This window comes from Micromonospora sp. SD19, assembly GCF_054462275.1.
Genome location: NZ_JBTLMN010000001.1, coordinates 1,455,945 through 1,473,048 on the forward strand (window position 1 = coordinate 1,455,945; position 17,104 = coordinate 1,473,048).

At 71.8% G+C, this 17,104-nt stretch carries 19 protein-coding genes and 2 tRNA genes; 11 read left to right on the forward strand and 10 right to left on the reverse strand.

The genetic code is table 11. The annotated features are described in order from the left end of the window. Together ACX27O_RS06770 and ACX27O_RS06775 are read left to right on the forward strand one after the other, a co-directional pair. The gene (locus ACX27O_RS06770; RefSeq protein ID WP_458939072.1) at positions 1-819 is read left to right on the forward strand and encodes an MOSC domain-containing protein; all 819 of its coding nucleotides are present in this window, start codon (positions 1-3) and stop codon (positions 817-819) included. 111 nt (positions 820-930) lie between these two features. Then, positions 931-1,923, forward strand: a complete 993-nt coding sequence (locus ACX27O_RS06775; protein ID WP_458939073.1) for an expansin EXLX1 family cellulose-binding protein — start codon at positions 931-933, stop codon at positions 1,921-1,923. A gap of 4 nt (positions 1,924-1,927) precedes the next feature. Here the strand turns inward: ACX27O_RS06775 and ACX27O_RS06780 are convergent, their stop codons facing one another. From ACX27O_RS06780 to bcp, 4 genes are all read right to left on the reverse strand, one after another. Next, entirely contained in the window at positions 1,928-2,455 is a 528-nt protein-coding gene (locus ACX27O_RS06780; RefSeq protein ID WP_400447138.1) for a GNAT family N-acetyltransferase, read from the reverse strand. A gap of 108 nt (positions 2,456-2,563) precedes the next feature. Then, positions 2,564-2,637, reverse strand: a tRNA-Leu gene (locus ACX27O_RS06785). Then, on the reverse strand, positions 2,628-3,224 hold the full coding sequence (locus ACX27O_RS06790; RefSeq protein WP_209444544.1) for an HNH endonuclease signature motif containing protein: 597 nt from the start codon (positions 3,222-3,224) through the stop codon (positions 2,628-2,630). The genes ACX27O_RS06785 and ACX27O_RS06790 overlap by 10 nt, the downstream gene beginning before the upstream one ends. Positions 3,225-3,254: 30 nt before the next feature. Next, positions 3,255-3,731, reverse strand: coding sequence for a thioredoxin-dependent thiol peroxidase (gene bcp, locus ACX27O_RS06795; RefSeq protein WP_210859345.1), 477 nt, complete (start codon positions 3,729-3,731; stop codon positions 3,255-3,257). A gap of 185 nt (positions 3,732-3,916) precedes the next feature. Here bcp and ACX27O_RS06800 point away from each other — a divergent pair, with 185 nt between their 5' ends. Genes ACX27O_RS06800 through ACX27O_RS06815 form a run of 4 tightly spaced genes read left to right on the forward strand, consistent with a single transcriptional unit; the run spans position 3,917 to position 6,616 of the window. Beyond that, positions 3,917-4,633, forward strand: a complete 717-nt coding sequence (locus tag ACX27O_RS06800; protein ID WP_210859347.1) for an energy-coupling factor ABC transporter permease — start codon at positions 3,917-3,919, stop codon at positions 4,631-4,633. Further along, on the forward strand, positions 4,630-5,076 hold the full coding sequence (locus ACX27O_RS06805) for a PDGLE domain-containing protein (RefSeq protein WP_458939074.1): 447 nt from the start codon (positions 4,630-4,632) through the stop codon (positions 5,074-5,076). Before ACX27O_RS06800 ends, ACX27O_RS06805 begins: the two co-directional genes overlap by 4 nt. A 14-nt stretch (positions 5,077-5,090) precedes the next feature. Further along, positions 5,091-5,861 carry a cobalt ECF transporter T component CbiQ gene (gene cbiQ, locus ACX27O_RS06810; protein WP_030331216.1) on the forward strand — a complete coding sequence of 257 codons (771 nt, stop codon included), beginning with the start codon at positions 5,091-5,093 and terminating at the stop codon, positions 5,859-5,861. Next, positions 5,858-6,616: an energy-coupling factor ABC transporter ATP-binding protein gene (locus ACX27O_RS06815; protein WP_030331215.1), complete on the forward strand. Its 759-nt coding sequence runs from the start codon at positions 5,858-5,860 to the stop codon at positions 6,614-6,616. Before cbiQ ends, ACX27O_RS06815 begins: the two co-directional genes overlap by 4 nt. Here the strand turns inward: ACX27O_RS06815 and ACX27O_RS06820 are convergent. The 4 genes from ACX27O_RS06820 to ACX27O_RS06835 are packed head-to-tail and all read right to left on the reverse strand — an operon-like array spanning position 6,600 to position 9,562. Continuing rightward, entirely contained in the window at positions 6,600-7,712 is a 1,113-nt protein-coding gene (locus ACX27O_RS06820) for a hypothetical protein (protein ID WP_210865150.1), read from the reverse strand. The two genes, ACX27O_RS06815 and ACX27O_RS06820, sit on opposite strands and share 17 nt — an antisense overlap. Then, positions 7,709-8,425, reverse strand: coding sequence for a DsbA family protein (locus ACX27O_RS06825; protein WP_030331213.1), 717 nt, complete (start codon positions 8,423-8,425; stop codon positions 7,709-7,711). Before ACX27O_RS06825 ends, ACX27O_RS06820 begins: the two co-directional genes overlap by 4 nt. Beyond that, positions 8,418-8,939: a MauE/DoxX family redox-associated membrane protein gene (locus tag ACX27O_RS06830; protein WP_030331212.1), complete on the reverse strand. Its 522-nt coding sequence runs from the start codon at positions 8,937-8,939 to the stop codon at positions 8,418-8,420. Before ACX27O_RS06830 ends, ACX27O_RS06825 begins: the two co-directional genes overlap by 8 nt. A gap of 32 nt (positions 8,940-8,971) precedes the next feature. Continuing rightward, a complete protein-coding gene (locus ACX27O_RS06835) occupies positions 8,972-9,562 on the reverse strand; it encodes a sigma-70 family RNA polymerase sigma factor (RefSeq protein ID WP_210865153.1) in 591 nt (196 codons plus the stop codon). A gap of 172 nt (positions 9,563-9,734) precedes the next feature. On the opposite strand from ACX27O_RS06835, the gene ACX27O_RS06840 reads away from it, so the two are divergent. The 3 genes from ACX27O_RS06840 to ACX27O_RS06850 all read left to right on the forward strand — a co-directional run bounded on the left by ACX27O_RS06840 (position 9,735) and on the right by ACX27O_RS06850 (position 13,339). Further along, a complete protein-coding gene (locus ACX27O_RS06840; protein ID WP_400447147.1) occupies positions 9,735-11,402 on the forward strand; it encodes a copper resistance CopC/CopD family protein in 1,668 nt (555 codons plus the stop codon). 17 nt (positions 11,403-11,419) lie between these two features. Beyond that, positions 11,420-12,157, forward strand: a complete 738-nt coding sequence (locus ACX27O_RS06845) for a YcnI family copper-binding membrane protein (protein ID WP_030331207.1) — start codon at positions 11,420-11,422, stop codon at positions 12,155-12,157. Positions 12,158-12,307: 150 nt separating this feature from the next. Continuing rightward, the gene (locus ACX27O_RS06850; protein WP_458939110.1) at positions 12,308-13,339 is read left to right on the forward strand and encodes a hypothetical protein; all 1,032 of its coding nucleotides are present in this window, start codon (positions 12,308-12,310) and stop codon (positions 13,337-13,339) included. Positions 13,340-13,485: 146 nt separating this feature from the next. Here the strand turns inward: ACX27O_RS06850 and ACX27O_RS06855 are convergent, their stop codons facing one another. Then, a complete protein-coding gene (locus ACX27O_RS06855; protein ID WP_358137511.1) occupies positions 13,486-14,769 on the reverse strand; it encodes a glycosyltransferase 87 family protein in 1,284 nt (427 codons plus the stop codon). A gap of 72 nt (positions 14,770-14,841) precedes the next feature. On the opposite strand from ACX27O_RS06855, the gene orn reads away from it, so the two are divergent. Then, positions 14,842-15,432 carry an oligoribonuclease gene (gene orn / locus ACX27O_RS06860; RefSeq protein WP_036411320.1) on the forward strand — a complete coding sequence of 197 codons (591 nt, stop codon included), beginning with the start codon at positions 14,842-14,844 and terminating at the stop codon, positions 15,430-15,432. 104 nt (positions 15,433-15,536) lie between these two features. Continuing rightward, positions 15,537-15,612 (forward strand) — tRNA-His (locus ACX27O_RS06865). Between the two features lie 113 nt (positions 15,613-15,725). Here ACX27O_RS06865 and ACX27O_RS06870 read toward each other — a convergent pair. Beyond that, a complete protein-coding gene (locus ACX27O_RS06870; RefSeq protein ID WP_358125730.1) occupies positions 15,726-17,018 on the reverse strand; it encodes a L,D-transpeptidase in 1,293 nt (430 codons plus the stop codon). Positions 17,019-17,104: the final 86 nt, after the last annotated feature.

Below are 17,104 nucleotides of genomic sequence, written 5' to 3' on the forward strand. Positions count from 1 at the left end.
GTGCGGCTGACCTCCATTCACACGTACCCGATCAAGGGTTGTCACCGGCTCGACCACGACGGTGCGTTCGTGCACCGGTGGGGGCTGGCCGGCGACCGGCGCTGGATGGTCGTGGACGCCGACGGCGTCGGCGTCACCCAGCGGGACACCACCCGGCTCGTGGGCCTGCGCGCCTCGGTGCGCCCCGGAGGTCTGTCGCTACGCGCCGACGGGCAGCCCGACCTCGACGTGCCCGAGCCCGCAGGCGGTGAACCGGTACCGGTGCGCACCTTCCGCAGCCGCGCCTTCCCGGTGCCCGCGCTGCCGGCCGGCCAGAACGCCGACGACTGGCTCACCGCCCTGCTCGGCCGACCCGTCCGGTTGGTCTGGCTGGCCCAGCCGACCCGCCACCTGGCCGCCGGGTCCCGCGAACACGACACCGGTGACCAGGTCAGTTTCGCCGACGCCTACCCGGTGCTGCTGGCGAACGCCGCCTCCCTCGACGGCCTCAACGACTGGCTCGCCGAGGCGGGGGAGGAACCGGTGCCGATGACCCGGTTCCGACCCAACCTGGTGGTCAGCGGCGCGCCGGCCTGGGCCGAGGACGACTGGGTCGGTCGGCCACTGCGCATCGGCGACCGGCTGTTCCGCGCCGCCGGGCCGTGCGACCGCTGCGTGGTGACCACCACCGATCAGGAGACCGGGGTACGCACGAAGGAGCCGCTGCGCACCCTCGGGCGGCACCGCAACGTCAAGCAGAAACTCCTCTTCGGACTGAACCTGGTGCCGATCGACAGTGGACCCCTGGCCGTGGGCGCCCCGATCGTCGTCGAGCCCTGACCCCGCCAGCAACCGGCAATCCGCACCCCCTCATCACCGTCCGTCGATGCTGTCTTAGCTTTGGCTTAGCCCGCTTGTCGGCACCCGCCAGAATCCGGCAGCATCGCCGTCGTGCCGGACGGAAGCGTTGTCGACATCACCATCGACCTGGACCATCCCCCAACGGACCGGCCGGCACCGTCGTCCGGCGCGAAGCCCTGGCTGGTCGCCACCGGCGTCACCGTCCTCGCGGCGACGCTCGGGCTCACCCTCGCCCTACGCTCCGGATCCACCCCGGCCTGCGCCGCCGGCCGGACGCTCGCCGCCGCGCCGCCCACCGGCAACGCCACGCACACCGGAAAGGCGACCTTCTACGACTCCAAGGGAGCCGGCGGCAACTGCTCGAACCCATCCGCCCCGGCCAATCGGCTCTACGTCGCGCTCGGGCCGACGGAATACTCCGCCGGTGCCGCCTGCGGCGGATTCCTCGACGTCATCGGCCCGAAGGGCACCGTCCGGGTGCTCATCATGGACCAGTGCCCGGAGTGCCAGCCCGGCCACCTCGACCTGTCCCGTGAGGCGTTCGCCCGGATCGCCGACCCGGTCCAGGGCGTCGTTCCGGTCACCTACCGCGCGGTCGTCAACCCCCCGCTGCCCGGACCACTCACCTTCCGGATCAAGGAGGGCGCGTCGCAGTGGTGGTTCGCCGTCCGGGTCGGCAACCACGGCAACCCGCTGCGGTCCGTCGAGGTCCGGCAGAGAGACAGCGACCCCTGGCAGCCGGCCGCACGGCAGGACTACAACTACTGGTTGATCGCCTCCGGCGTCGGGCCGGGTCCGTTCACCCTCCGGGTCAGCGACGTGTACGGCAACCGGGTCACCGTCGGCGGCATCCGGATGGCCCCGGGCCAGGTGCAGAACAGCACGGTCCGGATGTACGCACCCGGCGGCGCGGCGGCGGCCACCCGGCGTCCCGCCGCGTCGACCCGACCGCCGAGCAACCGACCCGCCGCCACGCCGACGCCGACCCGTCGCCCGGTCGAGGTCGCGAAGGCGAGCGCGCCGGCCACCGCCACGTCGACCACCAGTTCGGCCCAGGCGAACGCCCGTCGGTGCGCCGGCTGACCACTCAGTCGGCCACAGCCAGATCGAGCCACATCAGGATCTCGTCCCGGTCGTCATCGGGGGCCACCCGCAACGCGCCCGGCAGACGGCCGATCTCCCGATACCCGAGGCCGGCGTAGAACCTGTCCAACCCCAGCCCGTCGCGCACCGTGACGTGCAGCGCCTCGTGGCCGAACGCCCTGCCCAACCGGGCCGCCTCCGTCATGAGCGCCGCGCCGTAGCCGGCGCCCTGGGTGTCCGGGTGGACCATCACCCGCTTCACCACACACCAGTGCGTCTTGAGCGCGAACCGGTTGTCACCGAAGATCAGCATCGCCGCCAGCCGGTCACCGGCGTAGCCGACCAGCAGCCGGTCCGGCCCGTCGGTGATGCCCGCGAAGGTCGGCTCGGCGATGACGTGCACGTCGGTGGTGCTGACCGGTGGCACGAAACCGACGGCGCCGCCAGCGTTGCTGACGTCCACCCAGAGGTCGACGATCTCGGCTCGCAGCTGCGGGGTCAGATCGGGGTCGAGGACGAAGCGCAGACTCACGCCCGCCATCCTGACCCGACGACCAGGCCCGCGACCCACGACAGTGACGCGCCCAACAACAGTCCTGGCTCTGACCGAGCCAGGATCCGTCGTCATTCAATGGCGATGTGGGGCCGACGGGATTCGAACCCGCACTGGTGCGGACCTAAACCGCATGCCTCCTGCCGTTGGGCTACGGCCCCTTGAAGCTGAACTCCACCAGCGTCCACGGCCACTCCATCCGGCGCGGCAGTCGCCTGCCCAGTGGGAAGCCGGTGGGAGTAACCGCATCAGGATCGTAGACCACCTCGGGCGCAACGACCGCAGGCCGTCGCTGACCTGCGTAGGTGGAGGTCTGGCTGTGGCAATTAGGGCAGAGCAGACGGAGGTTGCGTGGTCGGTTGTCGAGAAAATCGCCATTGATGTGGTCGACGTGCAGCGTCAGTTTGGCGCCTTGCCACGTTGACCCCGTGCCACACACCTCGCAGGTCTCGGGTAGGCCGATTGTTGCCAGGGCGCGTTTGAGGCGGACTCCCGGGATTCGCCGAGAGTCGGGCGGCAGCACCACCAGCAGTTCCGTCGGGGACACCCGTCGCCACCGCACGCCTCGATTGTGTGCCTGACCGGTGAAGTGTGACGTGTCGATGCCGAACCGCTTGAGCTGCCGGCTGATGTGCGCGTGCGAGCCGCCGCTGACGCGTACGCCGAGCAGCCGCATCACCTCGGTGATGTTGCGGGCGGCGGCGGCAGCGGCGGCGAGCGCTTCGGGCGTGTACTTGTATCGAACCACTGACGGACCGTAGCGAACCGGTACGACAGGTCAGTCCAGGCCGAGGTCGCGGCGGAGTTTGGCGACGTGCCCGGTGGCCTTGACGTTGTAGAGCGCGCGTTCGATCTTGCCGTCGGCGTCGATCACGAAGGTCGAGCGGATCACGCCGGTGACGGTCTTGCCGTACAGCTGCTTCTCGCCGTACGCGCCGTAGGCGATCAGGACTGCCTTGTCCGGGTCCGACACCAGCGGGAAGGTGATCGCGTCGCGCTCGCGGAACTTCGCCAGCTTCTCCGGCTTGTCTGGGGAGATGCCGATGACCTCGTAGCCGGCGGCCTGGAGCGAGGCGAGCGAGTCGCGGAAGTCGCAGGCCTGCTTGGTGCAGCCGGGGGTCATCGCGGCCGGGTAGGCGTACAGGACGACCTTGCGGCCTCGCAGGTCGCTGAGGGAGAGCTGGTCGCCGGTGTCGGTGCCGAGGGTGAACTCGGGGGCGGGGTCACCGGGGGAGAGGCGGTCGGGCGCGGTCATGGCCCCGACCCTACCGCCGTGCCGGGGGGTGCCGCGCCGGCGACCAGCAGCAGGCGGTCGGGAAAGCCTGACCTGGAAAGGTGATCAAGCCCATGCCTTGTTGCCAGAGTCTGGCAACAACGAGGCTTGGGAAATAGGCTGACCCATGCCGGCCCGGTCGGGTCCGCTCAGGCGTGGGAGGTCGCGTGGAGACACTGGCGATGCACATCTCGAACGGGATCATCGACGGTCCCGTGGCAGCGGTCTTCGCTGCGCTCGCTCTGGCCGCGCTGACCGTCTGCGTTCTGCGTGGCCGACGGGACCTGGACGACCGACTGGCCCCGATGGCCGGCCTGGTGGCGGCGTTCATCTTCGCCGTCCAGATGCTCAACTTCCCGATCTTCACGGCCGGTGTCAGCGGGCACCTGCTCGGTGGCGCGCTCGCCGCCATGCTGGTCGGCCCGTGGGTCGGCGCGCTCTGTGTGGCAGTGGTGCTCGTCGTGCAGGCGCTGATCTTCGGCGACGGCGGCGTGGCGATGCTCGGCCTCAACATCACGAACATGGCGTTGCTCGGCACTGCCGCTGCGTACGCGCTGATCGCGCTGCTGTTGCGGGTGCTGCCCCGCACGCGGGCCGGCCTGGCCGTGACCGCGTTCGTCGCCGCGATGCTCAGCGTGGTCGTCGCCTCGCAGGGCTTCGTCCTGCAGTACTGGCTCGGCGGCACCACCGACCTGGGCGGCAACCTGGCCGGGCTGGCCGGCACCATGGCCGGCGTCCACCTGCTCATCGGCATCGGCGAGGGCCTGATCACGGCGACCACCGTGCTCACCGTCGCGAAGGTGCGCCCCGACCTGGTGTACGCGCTGCGTTCCCTGCGTACGCCCGCCGTCCCCGTCGTCCCGGTCGCCGGAGGTGTCCGATGAAGAACCGCTCCTGGGCCTTCCTGGCCGGCAGCCTGCTGGTCGCCCTGCTGCTCGCTGGTGTGGTCAGCAACTACGCCTCGTCGCATCCGGACGGGTTGGACTCGTCACTGCTCAAGGGCTGCACCGTCGACGCCGACGACAACATCGTCGGCGGGAGCTGCCCGGCGCAGCAGGCCCGCGACCACGAGTTGGCCGACAGCCCGCTCGCCGACTACGCCGTCCGCGGTGTGCAGAACAGTTTCGTCTCCACCGGCCTGTCCGGGGTGCTCGGTGTGCTGGTGACCTTCGCGATCGGCGCCGGCGGGTTCTGGCTGCTCCGCCGGCGGGGCACCCCGCCGACCGACGGTGACGCGCCGACGCCCACGCCCACCGACGGTGACGCGGCGGTGCCCACGCCCACCGACGGTGATGCGACAGCGTCGCGCGCCGGCACGGCCAGCTGAGCAGGGGTACGCGGATGGGTGCCGGTCACGGGCACGTGCTGTACCGCGAGTCGGACTCGCCGGTGCACCGGCTCCCGCCCGAGGTCAAGATCGTGGCGATGGTGGTCTTCACCATCGCCGTGGTGGCCACCCCGCGCGAGGCGTTCTGGGCCTTCGGCGCGTACGCGGTGCTGGTGGCCGTGGTGGCGGCGCTGGCCCGGGTGGGGCCACGGTGGTTGCTCAGCCGAGCGTTGATCGAGCTGCCGTTCGTGCTGTTCGCCGTCGCCCTGCCGTTCCTCGGCAGCGGCGACCGGATCGAGGTGCTGGGTCTGCGGCTGTCCGAGGACGGGCTGCACGGCGCGTGGAACATTCTGGCCAAGGGCACCCTGGGGGTGCTCGCCTCGCTGCTGCTCGCCGCGACCACCACCACCCGGGATCTGATCGTGGGGCTGGACCGGCTGCACTGCCCGCAGGTGCTCACCCAGATCGCCACGTTCATGCTGCGCTACCTGGACGTGCTGGTGGGCGAGGCCCGGCGGATGCGGGTGGCCCGGATCTCCCGGGGCGACGACCCGCGCTTCCTGTGGCAGTTGCGTGGCTTCGCCGCCGGGATCGGGGCGTTGTTCCTGCGCGCCTTCGAGCGCGGCGAGCGGGTCTATCTGGCGATGCTGTCCCGGGGTTACACCGGGCGGATGCCGGCCGTGTGGCAGGGCGAGGGTGCGGCGAGCGCCGGTCAGTGGCTGGTCGCGGCTACCGTGCCGGTGGTGGCGGCCTCCATCGCCGCCACCGCCGTCGTCCTGTCATGATCGGTGTCGTGCAGACCGCTGTCTCGCTCGACGTTCGGGGTGTTCGCTACGCGTACCCGGACGGGCACGTCGCCCTGCAGGGGGTTGACCTGGTCGTGCCGCGCGGCGACCGGGTGGCGCTGCTCGGGCCCAACGGCGCCGGCAAGACCACGCTGGTGCTGCACCTCAACGGCATCCTCAGCCCGACCGAGGGGAGCGTGAGCGTCGGCGGGCTGACTGTCACACCGGACCGGGCCACCCTGGCCGAGGTGCGTCGCCGGGTGGGCATCGTCTTCCAGGACCCGGACGACCAGTTGTTCCTGCCCACGGTGGCGGAGGACGTGGCGTTCGGGCCGGCGAACCTGGGTCTGCGGGGGGCCGAGTTGGCCGCCCGGGTGGACGAGGCGCTCGCCGCGGTGGGGATGGGTGAGCACCGGGACCGGGCCCCGCAGCACCTGTCGTTCGGGCAGCGCCGCCGGGTGGCGGTGGCCACGGTGCTCGCCATGCACCCGGAGATCCTGGTGCTCGACGAGCCGTCGTCGAACCTGGACCCGGCGGCCCGTCGTGAGCTGGCCGAGATCCTGCGCGGTCTGCCGGTGACCCTGCTGATGGTCACGCACGACCTGCCGTACGCGGCGGAGCTGTGTGAGCGTTCGGTGATCCTGGACGGCGGCCGGATCGTCGCCGACGCCCCCACCAACACCCTGCTCAACGACCCCACCCTGCTGGCACGGCACCGCCTGGAACTGCCCTACGGGTTCACCCCGCAGCCGTAGACCCACTCTCGGCGGGCTCGACCCGTGGTGCGGCCGCAGTGCTGCGGGAGGCGGCGTGCAGGCGCAGGATGCCGGCGGCTGTCGCGCCGGCGCCGGTGATCAGGAAGAGCGCCACCAGCACGCGGGCGGTCGTCGGCGGCCAGGGCACCGGGGCGATGGCGCGGGCGAACACGGCGGCGTTCGCCGCTCCGGCGAAGAGCGCCAGGCAGGCCCCGGCGAGCGCGACCACGAAGTCGGCGGCCGGGCGGCGGCGTAGCGCGTACCAGCCGGCGGCTATCGCGCCGAGGCCGGTGAGCAGGGACCAGATCTGCCCGGACAGCAGCCCGACCAGCACGCCACCGACGCCCTGGGCGCCGGCGTCCAACTCGCGTCCCACCGGGTAGCCGACGGCCAGCGCGCCGCCGACCATCAGCAGCACGCCCAGCGCGGACAGCGCGCGGGCGCCGGCCGGGCCGGCGGCGGGGAGCAGGCCGAGCGCGCCCACCGCGAGCAGCCCCACGATGGTCACCGCCCACCAGGTGTACGCGTCCGGTGGCGGCACCCAGTCCAGCGTGCCGCCGATCGCCACCGGGTCGGTGCCGTCGCGCAGCGGGATGCTCCAGTTCCGGACCCGGTGTTCGCGCTCCGGTGCGGCGCGGACGGCGGCAGGTGGAGCGGACTCCTGCCACAGCGCGCGCTGGTCGTGCCATCGTGCCGTGGTGCCGTCGGCGATCCGCCGCCAGACCGGTGCGGCGGCCGGGTCGGCCTCGGCCGGGAGCGCGGTCTCCCCGGTGATGGTGCTGTTGAGGTACGTGGCGGGGGAGCGGCTGTTCTCGAAGACCCCGTCCGGGCCGACGCGTAGGTACGGCTCGCCGGAGTAGCCGATGACCTCGATGGTGCGGCCGGTGTGGTTGGTCAGCTCCAGTCGGGCACCCGCCTCGATGACGCGTACCTCAAGTCCTGGCCGCGCCGGTGCGACGCCGGTGGTCCGGGTGCGGTAGTCGGTGCCGTCCGGGGCGTCCGCGCCGTGCGCGGCGGCGGGCGCCGCGCTGATCACTGTCGCGAGGCCGGCCGCGGCCGCGACCAGGCCGGCGCGGCCCAGCAGGGTACGGATCACTTGCCAGCCGCCGCCACGGCTGCGGTGAGCGCGTCCGGGGTGGGGTTCTCGACGGCTTGACCGTTGACCCTGACGGTCGGCGTGCCGGTGACGTTGTTCCGGCTGGCGTCGTCGGTGACGTGTTCGGTCCACGTCCGGTACGTCTGGTCCTTCACGCAGGTGCCGAAGGAGCCCCGGTCGAGGCCCACGCTGGTGCCGATGTCGATCAGCTGGTCGTCGGTGAGCCCGGCGCTGCCCTCGGGTGGCTGTTGGGCGAAGAGCGCCTTGGCGTACTCGTGGTACTTGCCGCCGGCCGCGGCGCAGCCGGAGGCGGCCGAGGAGCGGGTGGAGTACTCGGTGGTGGAGAAGCGGTTGAGGTACGCGACCGGGTGGTAGACGACAGTTGCCTTGTTCTCGGCCACCAGTTGTTCGAGCGTCGACCCGCTGGTCTGCTCGAACTGCTTGCAGGCCGGGCAGAGAAAGTCCTCGTAGACGTCGACGGTGACCGGGCCGTTGCCGGTGACGATGCCCGTGCCGGCGCTGTTGGCGCCGGGCGGGGTGGTGAAGTCGTCGGAGCGCTGGTTGGACCAGACGGCCCAGCCGACGACGCCGGCGATGACCAGGACGACGACCGCGGCGGCGGAGACCCAGATCGTGCGGCGGCGACGCCGTTCGCGGGCCAGTTGCTCGCGGACCACCCGGGCGGCGTCCCGCTGCCCCTTTCGACTACTCATCCTCGTCCTCCACAACGGGTTCGCCGGACAACCACCCGTCCACCGATACCGGCGTACGCGGCCAGATCAGCAGAAATCCGGCTAGAACCAAGAATCCCAGGTCCCGGAGGATCTCCGGGAGGTAACTGGGTGCCTGCCCGGCCGCCAGCTGCCCGCCGCTGCCGAAGCAGCCGCAGTCGATGGCCAGCCCTCGCGACCAGGCCGAGGCGATCCCCGCGATGAAGACCACCAGCAGTGCGGCGGAGACCCCGGCGACGAGCCGGGTGGCCAGACCGAGCAGCAGCAGCACGCCCAGTGCCAGCTCGACGAAGGGCAGGGCCGCGCCGATCACTGTCGCCACGTCGTACGGCAGCACCTGGTAGGCGTTGACCGCCCGTCCGGAGGCGGCGAGATCGCTGACCTTCGACGCGCCGGCGACCAACCAGACGGCGGCGAGGCCGAGTCGGGCGGCGATGCCGAGCCAGGGGCGGACCACTGGCCACCGGCCGCCCCGGGTGGAAGGTGTCACGCTCATTTGTCGTCCCGTCCGCGCCGGAAGTTCCACTGTCAGCCGGTCAGGGCGTCGCCGACCGCCTCGACCAGGTCGTCGCGGGCCCGGGCGACCCGGGAGCGGATGGTGCCCACCGGCACCCCTTCGACGGCGGCGGCCTCGGCGTACGACAGGCCGAGCAGTTGGGTGAGCACGAACGCGGAGCGCCGCTCGGGGCCGAGGCGGCGGACCAGGTCGGCGGCGCCGAGCTGGCCGGCCGGGTCCGGGTGCGGTCGGTCGGTGTACGCGTTCGCCGTCAGTCGCTCGTCGAGCCGCCGACGCCGGATGACCGTGCGTAGGTGGTCGGCGCAGGCCCGCCGGGCGATGCCGAGCAGCCAGGTGCGGGCGCTGGAGCGACCCTCGAACGCGGGCAGCGCCCGAAACGCCCGCAGGTAGGTCTCCTGGGTCAGGTCGTCGGCGCTGTCCGGGTCGACCAGGGCGGCGGTGAACCGCCAGACGTCGGCCTGGGTCAGCCGGACGAACGCCGCCTGGGCGGTGGGGTCACCGTCGCGGGCGGTCAACGCCCACCCGGTTGCCGGGTCCCGGGCGACGTCGTCGACCGGCTCCGCCGGACCGGCGGCACCGGAGTCACGCGGGACAGGGATCACGACACACCAGGTTACGCGGCACCCGGCGGCGCGTCAGGGTCGTTCGGCCCTTGGATGGTCTGCGCCACGTCGGGAACTTTTCCCCGACCCGGGCCGACTACCCGTTCATGACGTGCGATCTCCGACGCGGCCACCCCCCTCGGGTCGCCGAACGGGACACCGATCGGCGACCATGGCCGGCATGACTGTCGCCCCCCGCCGCTGGGCCGCCCGACTGGCCGCCGCCGCCGGCCTCCTGGTCACCGTCGTCGCCTTGTTGATCGCGCCAGCCACCTCCGCCAGCGCCCACGCGGTGCTGCAGAGCAGCAGTCCGGCTGCCTCATCCGTCGTGCCGAGCGGGCCGTCCGAGGTGGTCCTCACGTTCAGTGAGTCGGTCCGCAAGGTGCCCGGCAAGATCCGGGTCATCGCGCCGGACGGGTCCCGGGCCGACCGGGGCGAACCGTCGTTCAGCGGCGGCGTGGTGACCATCCCGGTGGACCCGGGCGGCGCGCGCGGCACCTACCTGGTCAGCTTCCGGGTGATCTCCGCCGACAGTCACCCGGTCTCCGGGGCGTTCACCTACTCGGTCGGCGCCGCCTCGACCCCGCCCGTCGACTCCGGCACGGACAGCCGCGCCAACCCGGTGGTGGGGACGGCGGTGAAGGTGGCCCGCTTCCTCGGCTACGCGGGTCTGGTGCTGCTGGTCGGGCCGGCGTTGGTGCTCGCCGCGCTCTGGCCGCGCCGGCTCTCCCGGCGGGGGCCGACCCGGCTGGCCTGGACCGGCCTCGGTCTGGTGGCCTTCGCCACCCTCGCCGACCTGTGGTTGCAGGTGCCCTACACCGCCGGCGGTGGTCTCTTCGACGTCACCGGTGAGGGGTTCGGCAGTGTCTTCGGCAGCGCCTTCGGCGCCGCCCACCTGGTCCGGCTCGGCCTGCTGGCGGCGTCGATCTTCCTGCTCCGCCCGCTGCTGGCCCGGCCCGCCGGTCGGGCGGACGCGATCATCCTGGCCGTGCTCGGCGGTGCCGCCCTGCTGACCTGGCCGCTGGCCGGGCATCCGGCGGCCTCCCCGGCGCCGGCGGTGTCGGTGGTGGTCGACGCGGTCCACCTGGGCAGCATGGCGGTCTGGCTGGGCGGTCTGCTCATGCTCGCCGTCTTCCTGCTGCGCCAGGCCGACGAACGGGAGCTGGGCGCGATCCTGCCGATCTGGTCGCGCTGGGCGGCGCTCGCCGTCTCGGCGCTGTTGCTCGCCGGCACCGTCCAGGCGCTGATCGAGGTGGCCACCCCGCGGGCGCTGATCGACACCACGTACGGGCGTCTGCTGCTCGCCAAGATCGGGCTGTTCGCGATTGTCATCGCCGTGGCCGCGTACTCCCGGCACCTGGTGCGCAGCCGGGTCGCGGCGCAACGCCCGGCGCCGGTGCGCCGAGCGGTCCTGGTGGAGCTGGCAGTCACCGTGGTGGTGCTGGCGGTGTCCGCCACGCTCGTGCAGACCACGCCCGCCCGCACCGCCGTGGCCGGCCCGTCGGCCGGGTCCGAGTCCGGCTTCTTCAGCACCAGGCTGGACAACCCGTTGTTGGCAGTGGAGGTCGAGGTGAGCCCGGCCCAGCGGGGCAACAACTCGGTGCACCTGTACGCGTACGACAAGAACAACCAGCCGTTGCTGGTCGCGGAGTGGAAGGCGACAGTCGCGCTGCCCTCGGCCGGGATCGAGCCGATCGAGGTGCCGTTGCTGCGGTTGACGGACAGTCACGCCTACGGCGACATCAGCCTGCCGACCTCCGGCGAGTGGCAACTGAAGATCACCGCCCGAACGACCGACATCGACCAGGCCACGGTGACCGCCACCGTGCCCATCCGTTAGAGAGGTTCGCGAAACCCATGACCCGATTCCGGCGCACCGCAACCGCCGCTGCCGCCCTGGCGTTCACCGCCGCCGCCACCGCTGTGCTCGGCTTCGCCGGGCCGGCGTCCGCGCACGTCACGGTGAACCCGAAGGAGGCGACCCAGGGCGGCTACGCCCGGGTGGCGTTCCGGGTGCCGAACGAGAGCGACACCGCGTCGACCACCAAGCTGGAGGTCGTGTTGCCGGAGAACGCCCCGGTCGGTTCGGTGTCGACGATGCCGGTGCCCGGCTGGACGGTCACCACGGAGAAGCGCAAGGTGGACCCGCCGATCGAGGTGCACGGCAGTCAGCTCACCGAGGCGGTCTCCAAGATCACCTGGACGGCTTCCGGTGACGCGGGGGTGAAGCCGGGGCAGTTCCAGGAGTTCCCGGTCTCGCTGGGGCCGCTGCCGCAGGTCGACTCGATGATCTTCAAGACCCTGCAGACCTACTCGGACGGCAACATCTCGCGTTGGATCGACGAACCGGTGGCGGCGGGTGCCGAGGAGCCGGAGCACCCGGCGCCGGTGCTCACCCTGGCCGCCGCGGCCGCGCCGGCGGGTTCGGCCTCGCCGAGCGCCGCCGTCGCATCGCCCGACGATGATGACGACGACGACGGCAACGGGCTCGCTGTCGGCCTCGGTGTGGCCGGTCTCGTCGCCGGTCTCGCCGGCCTGGTGCTGGGTGGGCTGGCGTTCACGCGGACCCGCCGGGAGCCGGTCGCCAAGGCCTGACCCCGGTCTGACCCGCTGGCCCGCCGGATATTCCGGCGGGCCAGCGTGCTTTCCGCAGTCGGAGTCGGCCGTGCCGTGGATATCCCCTGATCAGGCGGGTTGCGTCGGTAAGGTCGGCCGGGTATTTGGCTACGGAGGGGGACGGTGCGGATGCGGTTCGTGCGGGCGATCGCCGGGATGCTGCTGTTGGTTGTGGGAATTCCGGCGCTGTTCGCCGGTGGCGGGCTGTGGCTGGTGACCCGACACGCCGACCCCGGCGGGGTCTTCACCGCCCGCTTCGAAACGGTCCGCACGCCCGGTCGCGCGGTGGTGGTCACCGACCTCGACCGGCTGCTGCGACAGGAGGCGCCCTTCGCGCGTACCGCGCAGGCCCGGCTGCACCTGGACGCCCGCACCACTGGCGGGCCGGCGTTCGTCGGGCTGGCGCCCACCGCCGAGGTGCGTGGCTGGCTGGCGGCGGTGCCGCACGCCACGGTCCGTCGGGTGGCGCTGGCCCGGGGGCCGCTGCCGGTCCGGCTCGACCCGGCCGGACCGGCCCTCGACACCCCGCGCGCCGACCCGCCGGGCGCCGCGACGGCCGACGGCCTGGTCACGCCGCTGGGTCGGCCCTTCTGGGTACGCGAGGGAATCGGCTCGCTGGAGTGGAGCGCGGACGACCTCGCCGACGAGCCCATGAGCCTGGTGGTGATGCGCCCCGACGGCGGTGCCGACCTGGCCCTGGACCTGCGCGCGGAGTTGCAGGTCGGGTGGACCGGTCCGGCCGCCTGGGGTCTGCTGGCGGTCGGCGTGCTGCTGGTGGTGGGCGCGGTGCTGATCCTGCTGCGACCGCTGCGCCCGCGCGAGGTGATCTTCGTGGTCGAGCCGGACCAGGTGCCGGTGCTCGCCGGCCGCCTCGGGGTCACGTCGCTCAGTGGCCTGGGCCCCCGGAAGCCGGAGCCGACCGAGCCGTTGGCGGTACGTCAGCTCACCCCGGTCGGTGCCGGGGCGGCGGAGCGGTCCCGGTCGGCGATCGGTGCCCGCCCGGCCACCCTCGCCGACCTTGACGAGCCGGTACGGCTGCCCCGTCCGCCGGAGGTGACGCTGAGCCTCGCCTGGCCGCCGGCCGACGCGGAGGAGCCCACGGCCCGACCGGTGGTGGCCCCACCGGCTGACGGTCGGCCCGATGGCGATCCGGCCGGCTGACGGTCCGGTTGTTGCCGTGCCTGGTGGCGGCCGGCCGCTGGCGGCGGGTGGAACGGCGAGTGGCCCTTCGCGCTGCCGACGCGGAGGGCCACTCTCACCGGGGGATCGGTGCTACCCGAGCGACGCTTGAGGTAGATGAGGACAGGTTAGCGCCGATCATGGCTACTCGGGAGGTCTGTCCAATTGGTGCGATTTTCCGCACGCAGCCTCGACCGCACCGGCAGCGCGACCAGCAGCAGCAGACTGAGCAGCACGTACGTGTTCTGCAGGAGGAAGTCCAACGGGTCACGGGTGCGGACCGGCGCCACACCCCAGGCCTGGAACGTCACCACCCCGTAGATGGTCAGGGCGGTGATGCCCACCGCGAGGGCGGCCAGCCACCGACGTCGGCGTGCCTCGTCGGGGCGGTTGGCGCTCAACGCCGCGTCGGCGAGCAGCACCACCGCCGGCACGAACCAGTAGATGTGGTGGGTCCAGGTGATCGGGCTCGCCAGGGAGCCGACCAACCCGGTCAACGTCAGGCCGGTCAACGGGTCACCGGCCCGGGCCGCCCGGGCGGCCCGCCACAGCCCGTAGCCGGCGACCACGGCGACCAGCAGCAGCCAGAGCAGCCGGTCCGGCTTCTCCGGGGCGGTGAACCGGCTGAGCAGGCCGAACAGCGACTGGTTGCCGACGATGTCGGTGCGCCCCACCCGCTCGGTGGCCCACAGCTCGTGGGTCCAGAACCGCCACGAGTCGCGCGGGGCGATCGCCGCCGCCAGCAGTGTCGCCGCCGCCGCGGTCGCGCTCGCCACCGCGGCGGCCCGCCACCGGCGGGTGACCAGCAGGTACACGATGAAGATGCCGGGGAAGATCTTGAGCGCCGTCGCCAGCCCCACGCCCACCCCGGCCCAGCGTCGCGCCCGCGGTACCGCGAACAGCAGATCGGCCAGGATCAACACGACCAGCAACATGTTGATCTGGCCGAAGGTGATCGTCTCCCGGATGCCCTCCACCGCCAGCACCAGCAGGACGGCGGTGACCACTGTGAACGTTCGGGGCAGGCCGTGTCGGTCGATCACCGGCATCACCAGCCACCGGGTGGTCAGCACCACTGCCAACACTGTCAACGCCGTGAAGATCGCCACGGTCGCGCCGAGCCGCAGCAGACCGAACGGCCACAGCAGCAGCGCACTGAAGGGCGGGTAGGTGAAGTACAGCTCGCCCTGCACCCGGTCGGGTTGCACGTAGTCGTAGAGCGGGTGGCCGACCCGCCACCAGTCCATCGCGGACATGTAGATCTTGAGATCGAAGAAGTCGTGCACGAGGCCGGGCAGGTAGAGCGCTGGCAGCACGGCGCTGAGCGCCACCACGGCGACCAGGCGACGGACCGTACGACCGCCGGGATCGTCTTCGGTGACGGCGGGCGGTGCGACGGGTTCTGCTGGCACCCCGAAACCCTAGCGGTCCGGTCCGCCGAGAGCGCGCAGCCACAGGGCGTGGGCTGCGCGTAGGCTGTCCCGGTGGCTGATCTCCTCGTCTGGATCGACTGTGAGATGACCGGGTTGGACCTCGGCAGGGACAAACTGATCGAGGTTGCGGCACTGGTCACCGATCCCGACCTCAACGTGCTGGGTGACGGTGTCGACGTGGTGATCCACGCCGACGAAGCGGCGCTGGAGGGGATGCCGGAGATCGTGCAGACGATGCACGCCAAGTCCGGCCTCACCGAAGAGGTCCGCCGCTCGGCGGTCACTCTCGCCGAAGCCGAGGACCTGGTCCTGGAGTACGTCCGCGGCTTCGTGAAGGACCCGCGTACCGCCCCGCTGTGTGGCAACTCGATCGCCACCGACCGGGGCTTCATCGCCCGGGACATGCCCCGCCTCGACGCGCACCTGCACTACCGGATGATCGACGTGTCGTCGATCAAGGAACTCTGCCGTCGCTGGTACCCCCGGGTGTACTTCGGCCAGCCGCAGAAGGGTCTCGCGCACCGGGCGCTGGCCGACATCCGGGAGAGCATCCGGGAGTTGGAGTACTACCGGCGCACCGTCTTCGTCCCGTTGCCCGGCCCGGATGTCGAGACCGCCAAGGCCATCGCCGCCGAACTCTGACCCCGGCGGCGCCGACCGGCAACCCGCTGGACGTGCCTGGCTGTGGTGTGGCTATTATTGGTCCGCACCCCGCCCGGAGCGATCGACCGGGCGACGGCGGCATGGTGGCTGTAGCTCAGTTGGCAGAGCACCGGGTTGTGGTCCCGGTTGTCGTGGGTTCAATTCCCATCAGTCACCCCACTGCTTTCACCGCTCAGGCCCCCTCTTCGGAGGGGGCCTGAGTCGTTTTGGGGGTCAGCCAGGGGCAGCCACGAGAAAGCCCCCTCCGCAGAGGGGGCTTTTGCTCGGGTGGCTCAGGCGGTCGGCGTGGCGGACGGGGTGCTCGTCGCGTCCGGGCTCGGGGTGGTGGTGTCCGGGTCGGCCGGGGGCTCGTACGGAATGGCACTGCCCTTGACGTACTCGTCCCAGCTCATGTTCCAGTCGGTCCAGCCGTTGCCGTTCTGTAGCTTGCGCTCGGTGCCCTTGACGGTGATCGGGTCGCCGATCTGGGTGTTCTTGAAGAGCCAGTCGCCGTTGGCCATCGACACGTTCACGCAGCCGTGTGACACGTTCACGCTGCCCTGCTGCCCCTCGGACCAGGGTGCCGCGTGGATGAACTCGCCGCCCCAGGTGAGGCGCTGCGCGAAGTCAATCTTGGTGCGGTAGCCGTCCTCCGGGCCCAGCTCCTCGAACGTGTCGAAGACCGTCTTGCGCAGCTTCTCGATCACGACCATGGTGCCGCTGGACGACGGGGTGCTCTTCTTGCCCAGGCTGACCGGGATGGTCTTGATCACCGAGCCGTTGCGGGTCACCGTCATCCGCTTGGTCTTGTTGTCGACCGTCATGACCACCGCCGCGCCGATCTTGACGTCCACCGAGAGGTCGGCGCGGCCGTACCAACCCGCACCCATCGGCAGGCCACCCGCCTGCACCCGGTAGGAGACAGTGCTGTTGGGCTTCCAGAACTCCTTCGGCCGGTACCGGATCTCGGTGGGGCTGACCCAGTGCCAGATCCCCTCCTGCGCCGGGGTCGAGGTGACTGTCATCCGGCGCTGCACGTCGTCGCGGTAGTCCTCCGGGATGTTCCGGCTGAACTTCACGATCAGCGGCATGCCCACCCCGACCACCTGGTTGTCACCGAGGAAGCTGCTCACCCGAACCTGGTTGCCGGGCTTGGCCATGGTGGTGAAGGTGCTGGTGGCGGTGGCCGGACGCCCGTCGTCGCCGGTGGCGGTCACTGTCGCCGTGTAGCTCGTGCCGTACGCCAGCGCGCCGGCCGGCAACCACGACGTACCGTCCTTGGCGAGGCTGCCCTCGACCGTCTTGCCGGCGGAGTCCTTCAGCTCGACAGCGGTCTCCACGGCGTCCTTGGTGGTGAAGGTGATGCCGGTGGACGCCGGCACGTCCTTGGCGTCGGCCGCCGGCTCACTGATCGTCGCCGCGGCCTTCGGTGCCGGGTTCTCGCCGCCGCCGTGCCACGAGGACGGCTTGCCGCCGTCGCCGTCGGTGCAGGCGGAGGTGAAGGCCAGCGCCACGGCGAGAAGCCCCGCCGCGAACACGCGGCGTCGCCCACCGGGCCTGATCAGCTGGTCCTGGCTAGCTCGCATGGTTTCCCTCACAGTCGTGGTCGCTGCCCCATCGTCTCCTACTGACGCGCCAGAGCCGGCCCCGGTTGCCGAGGGTGAACCGAAAC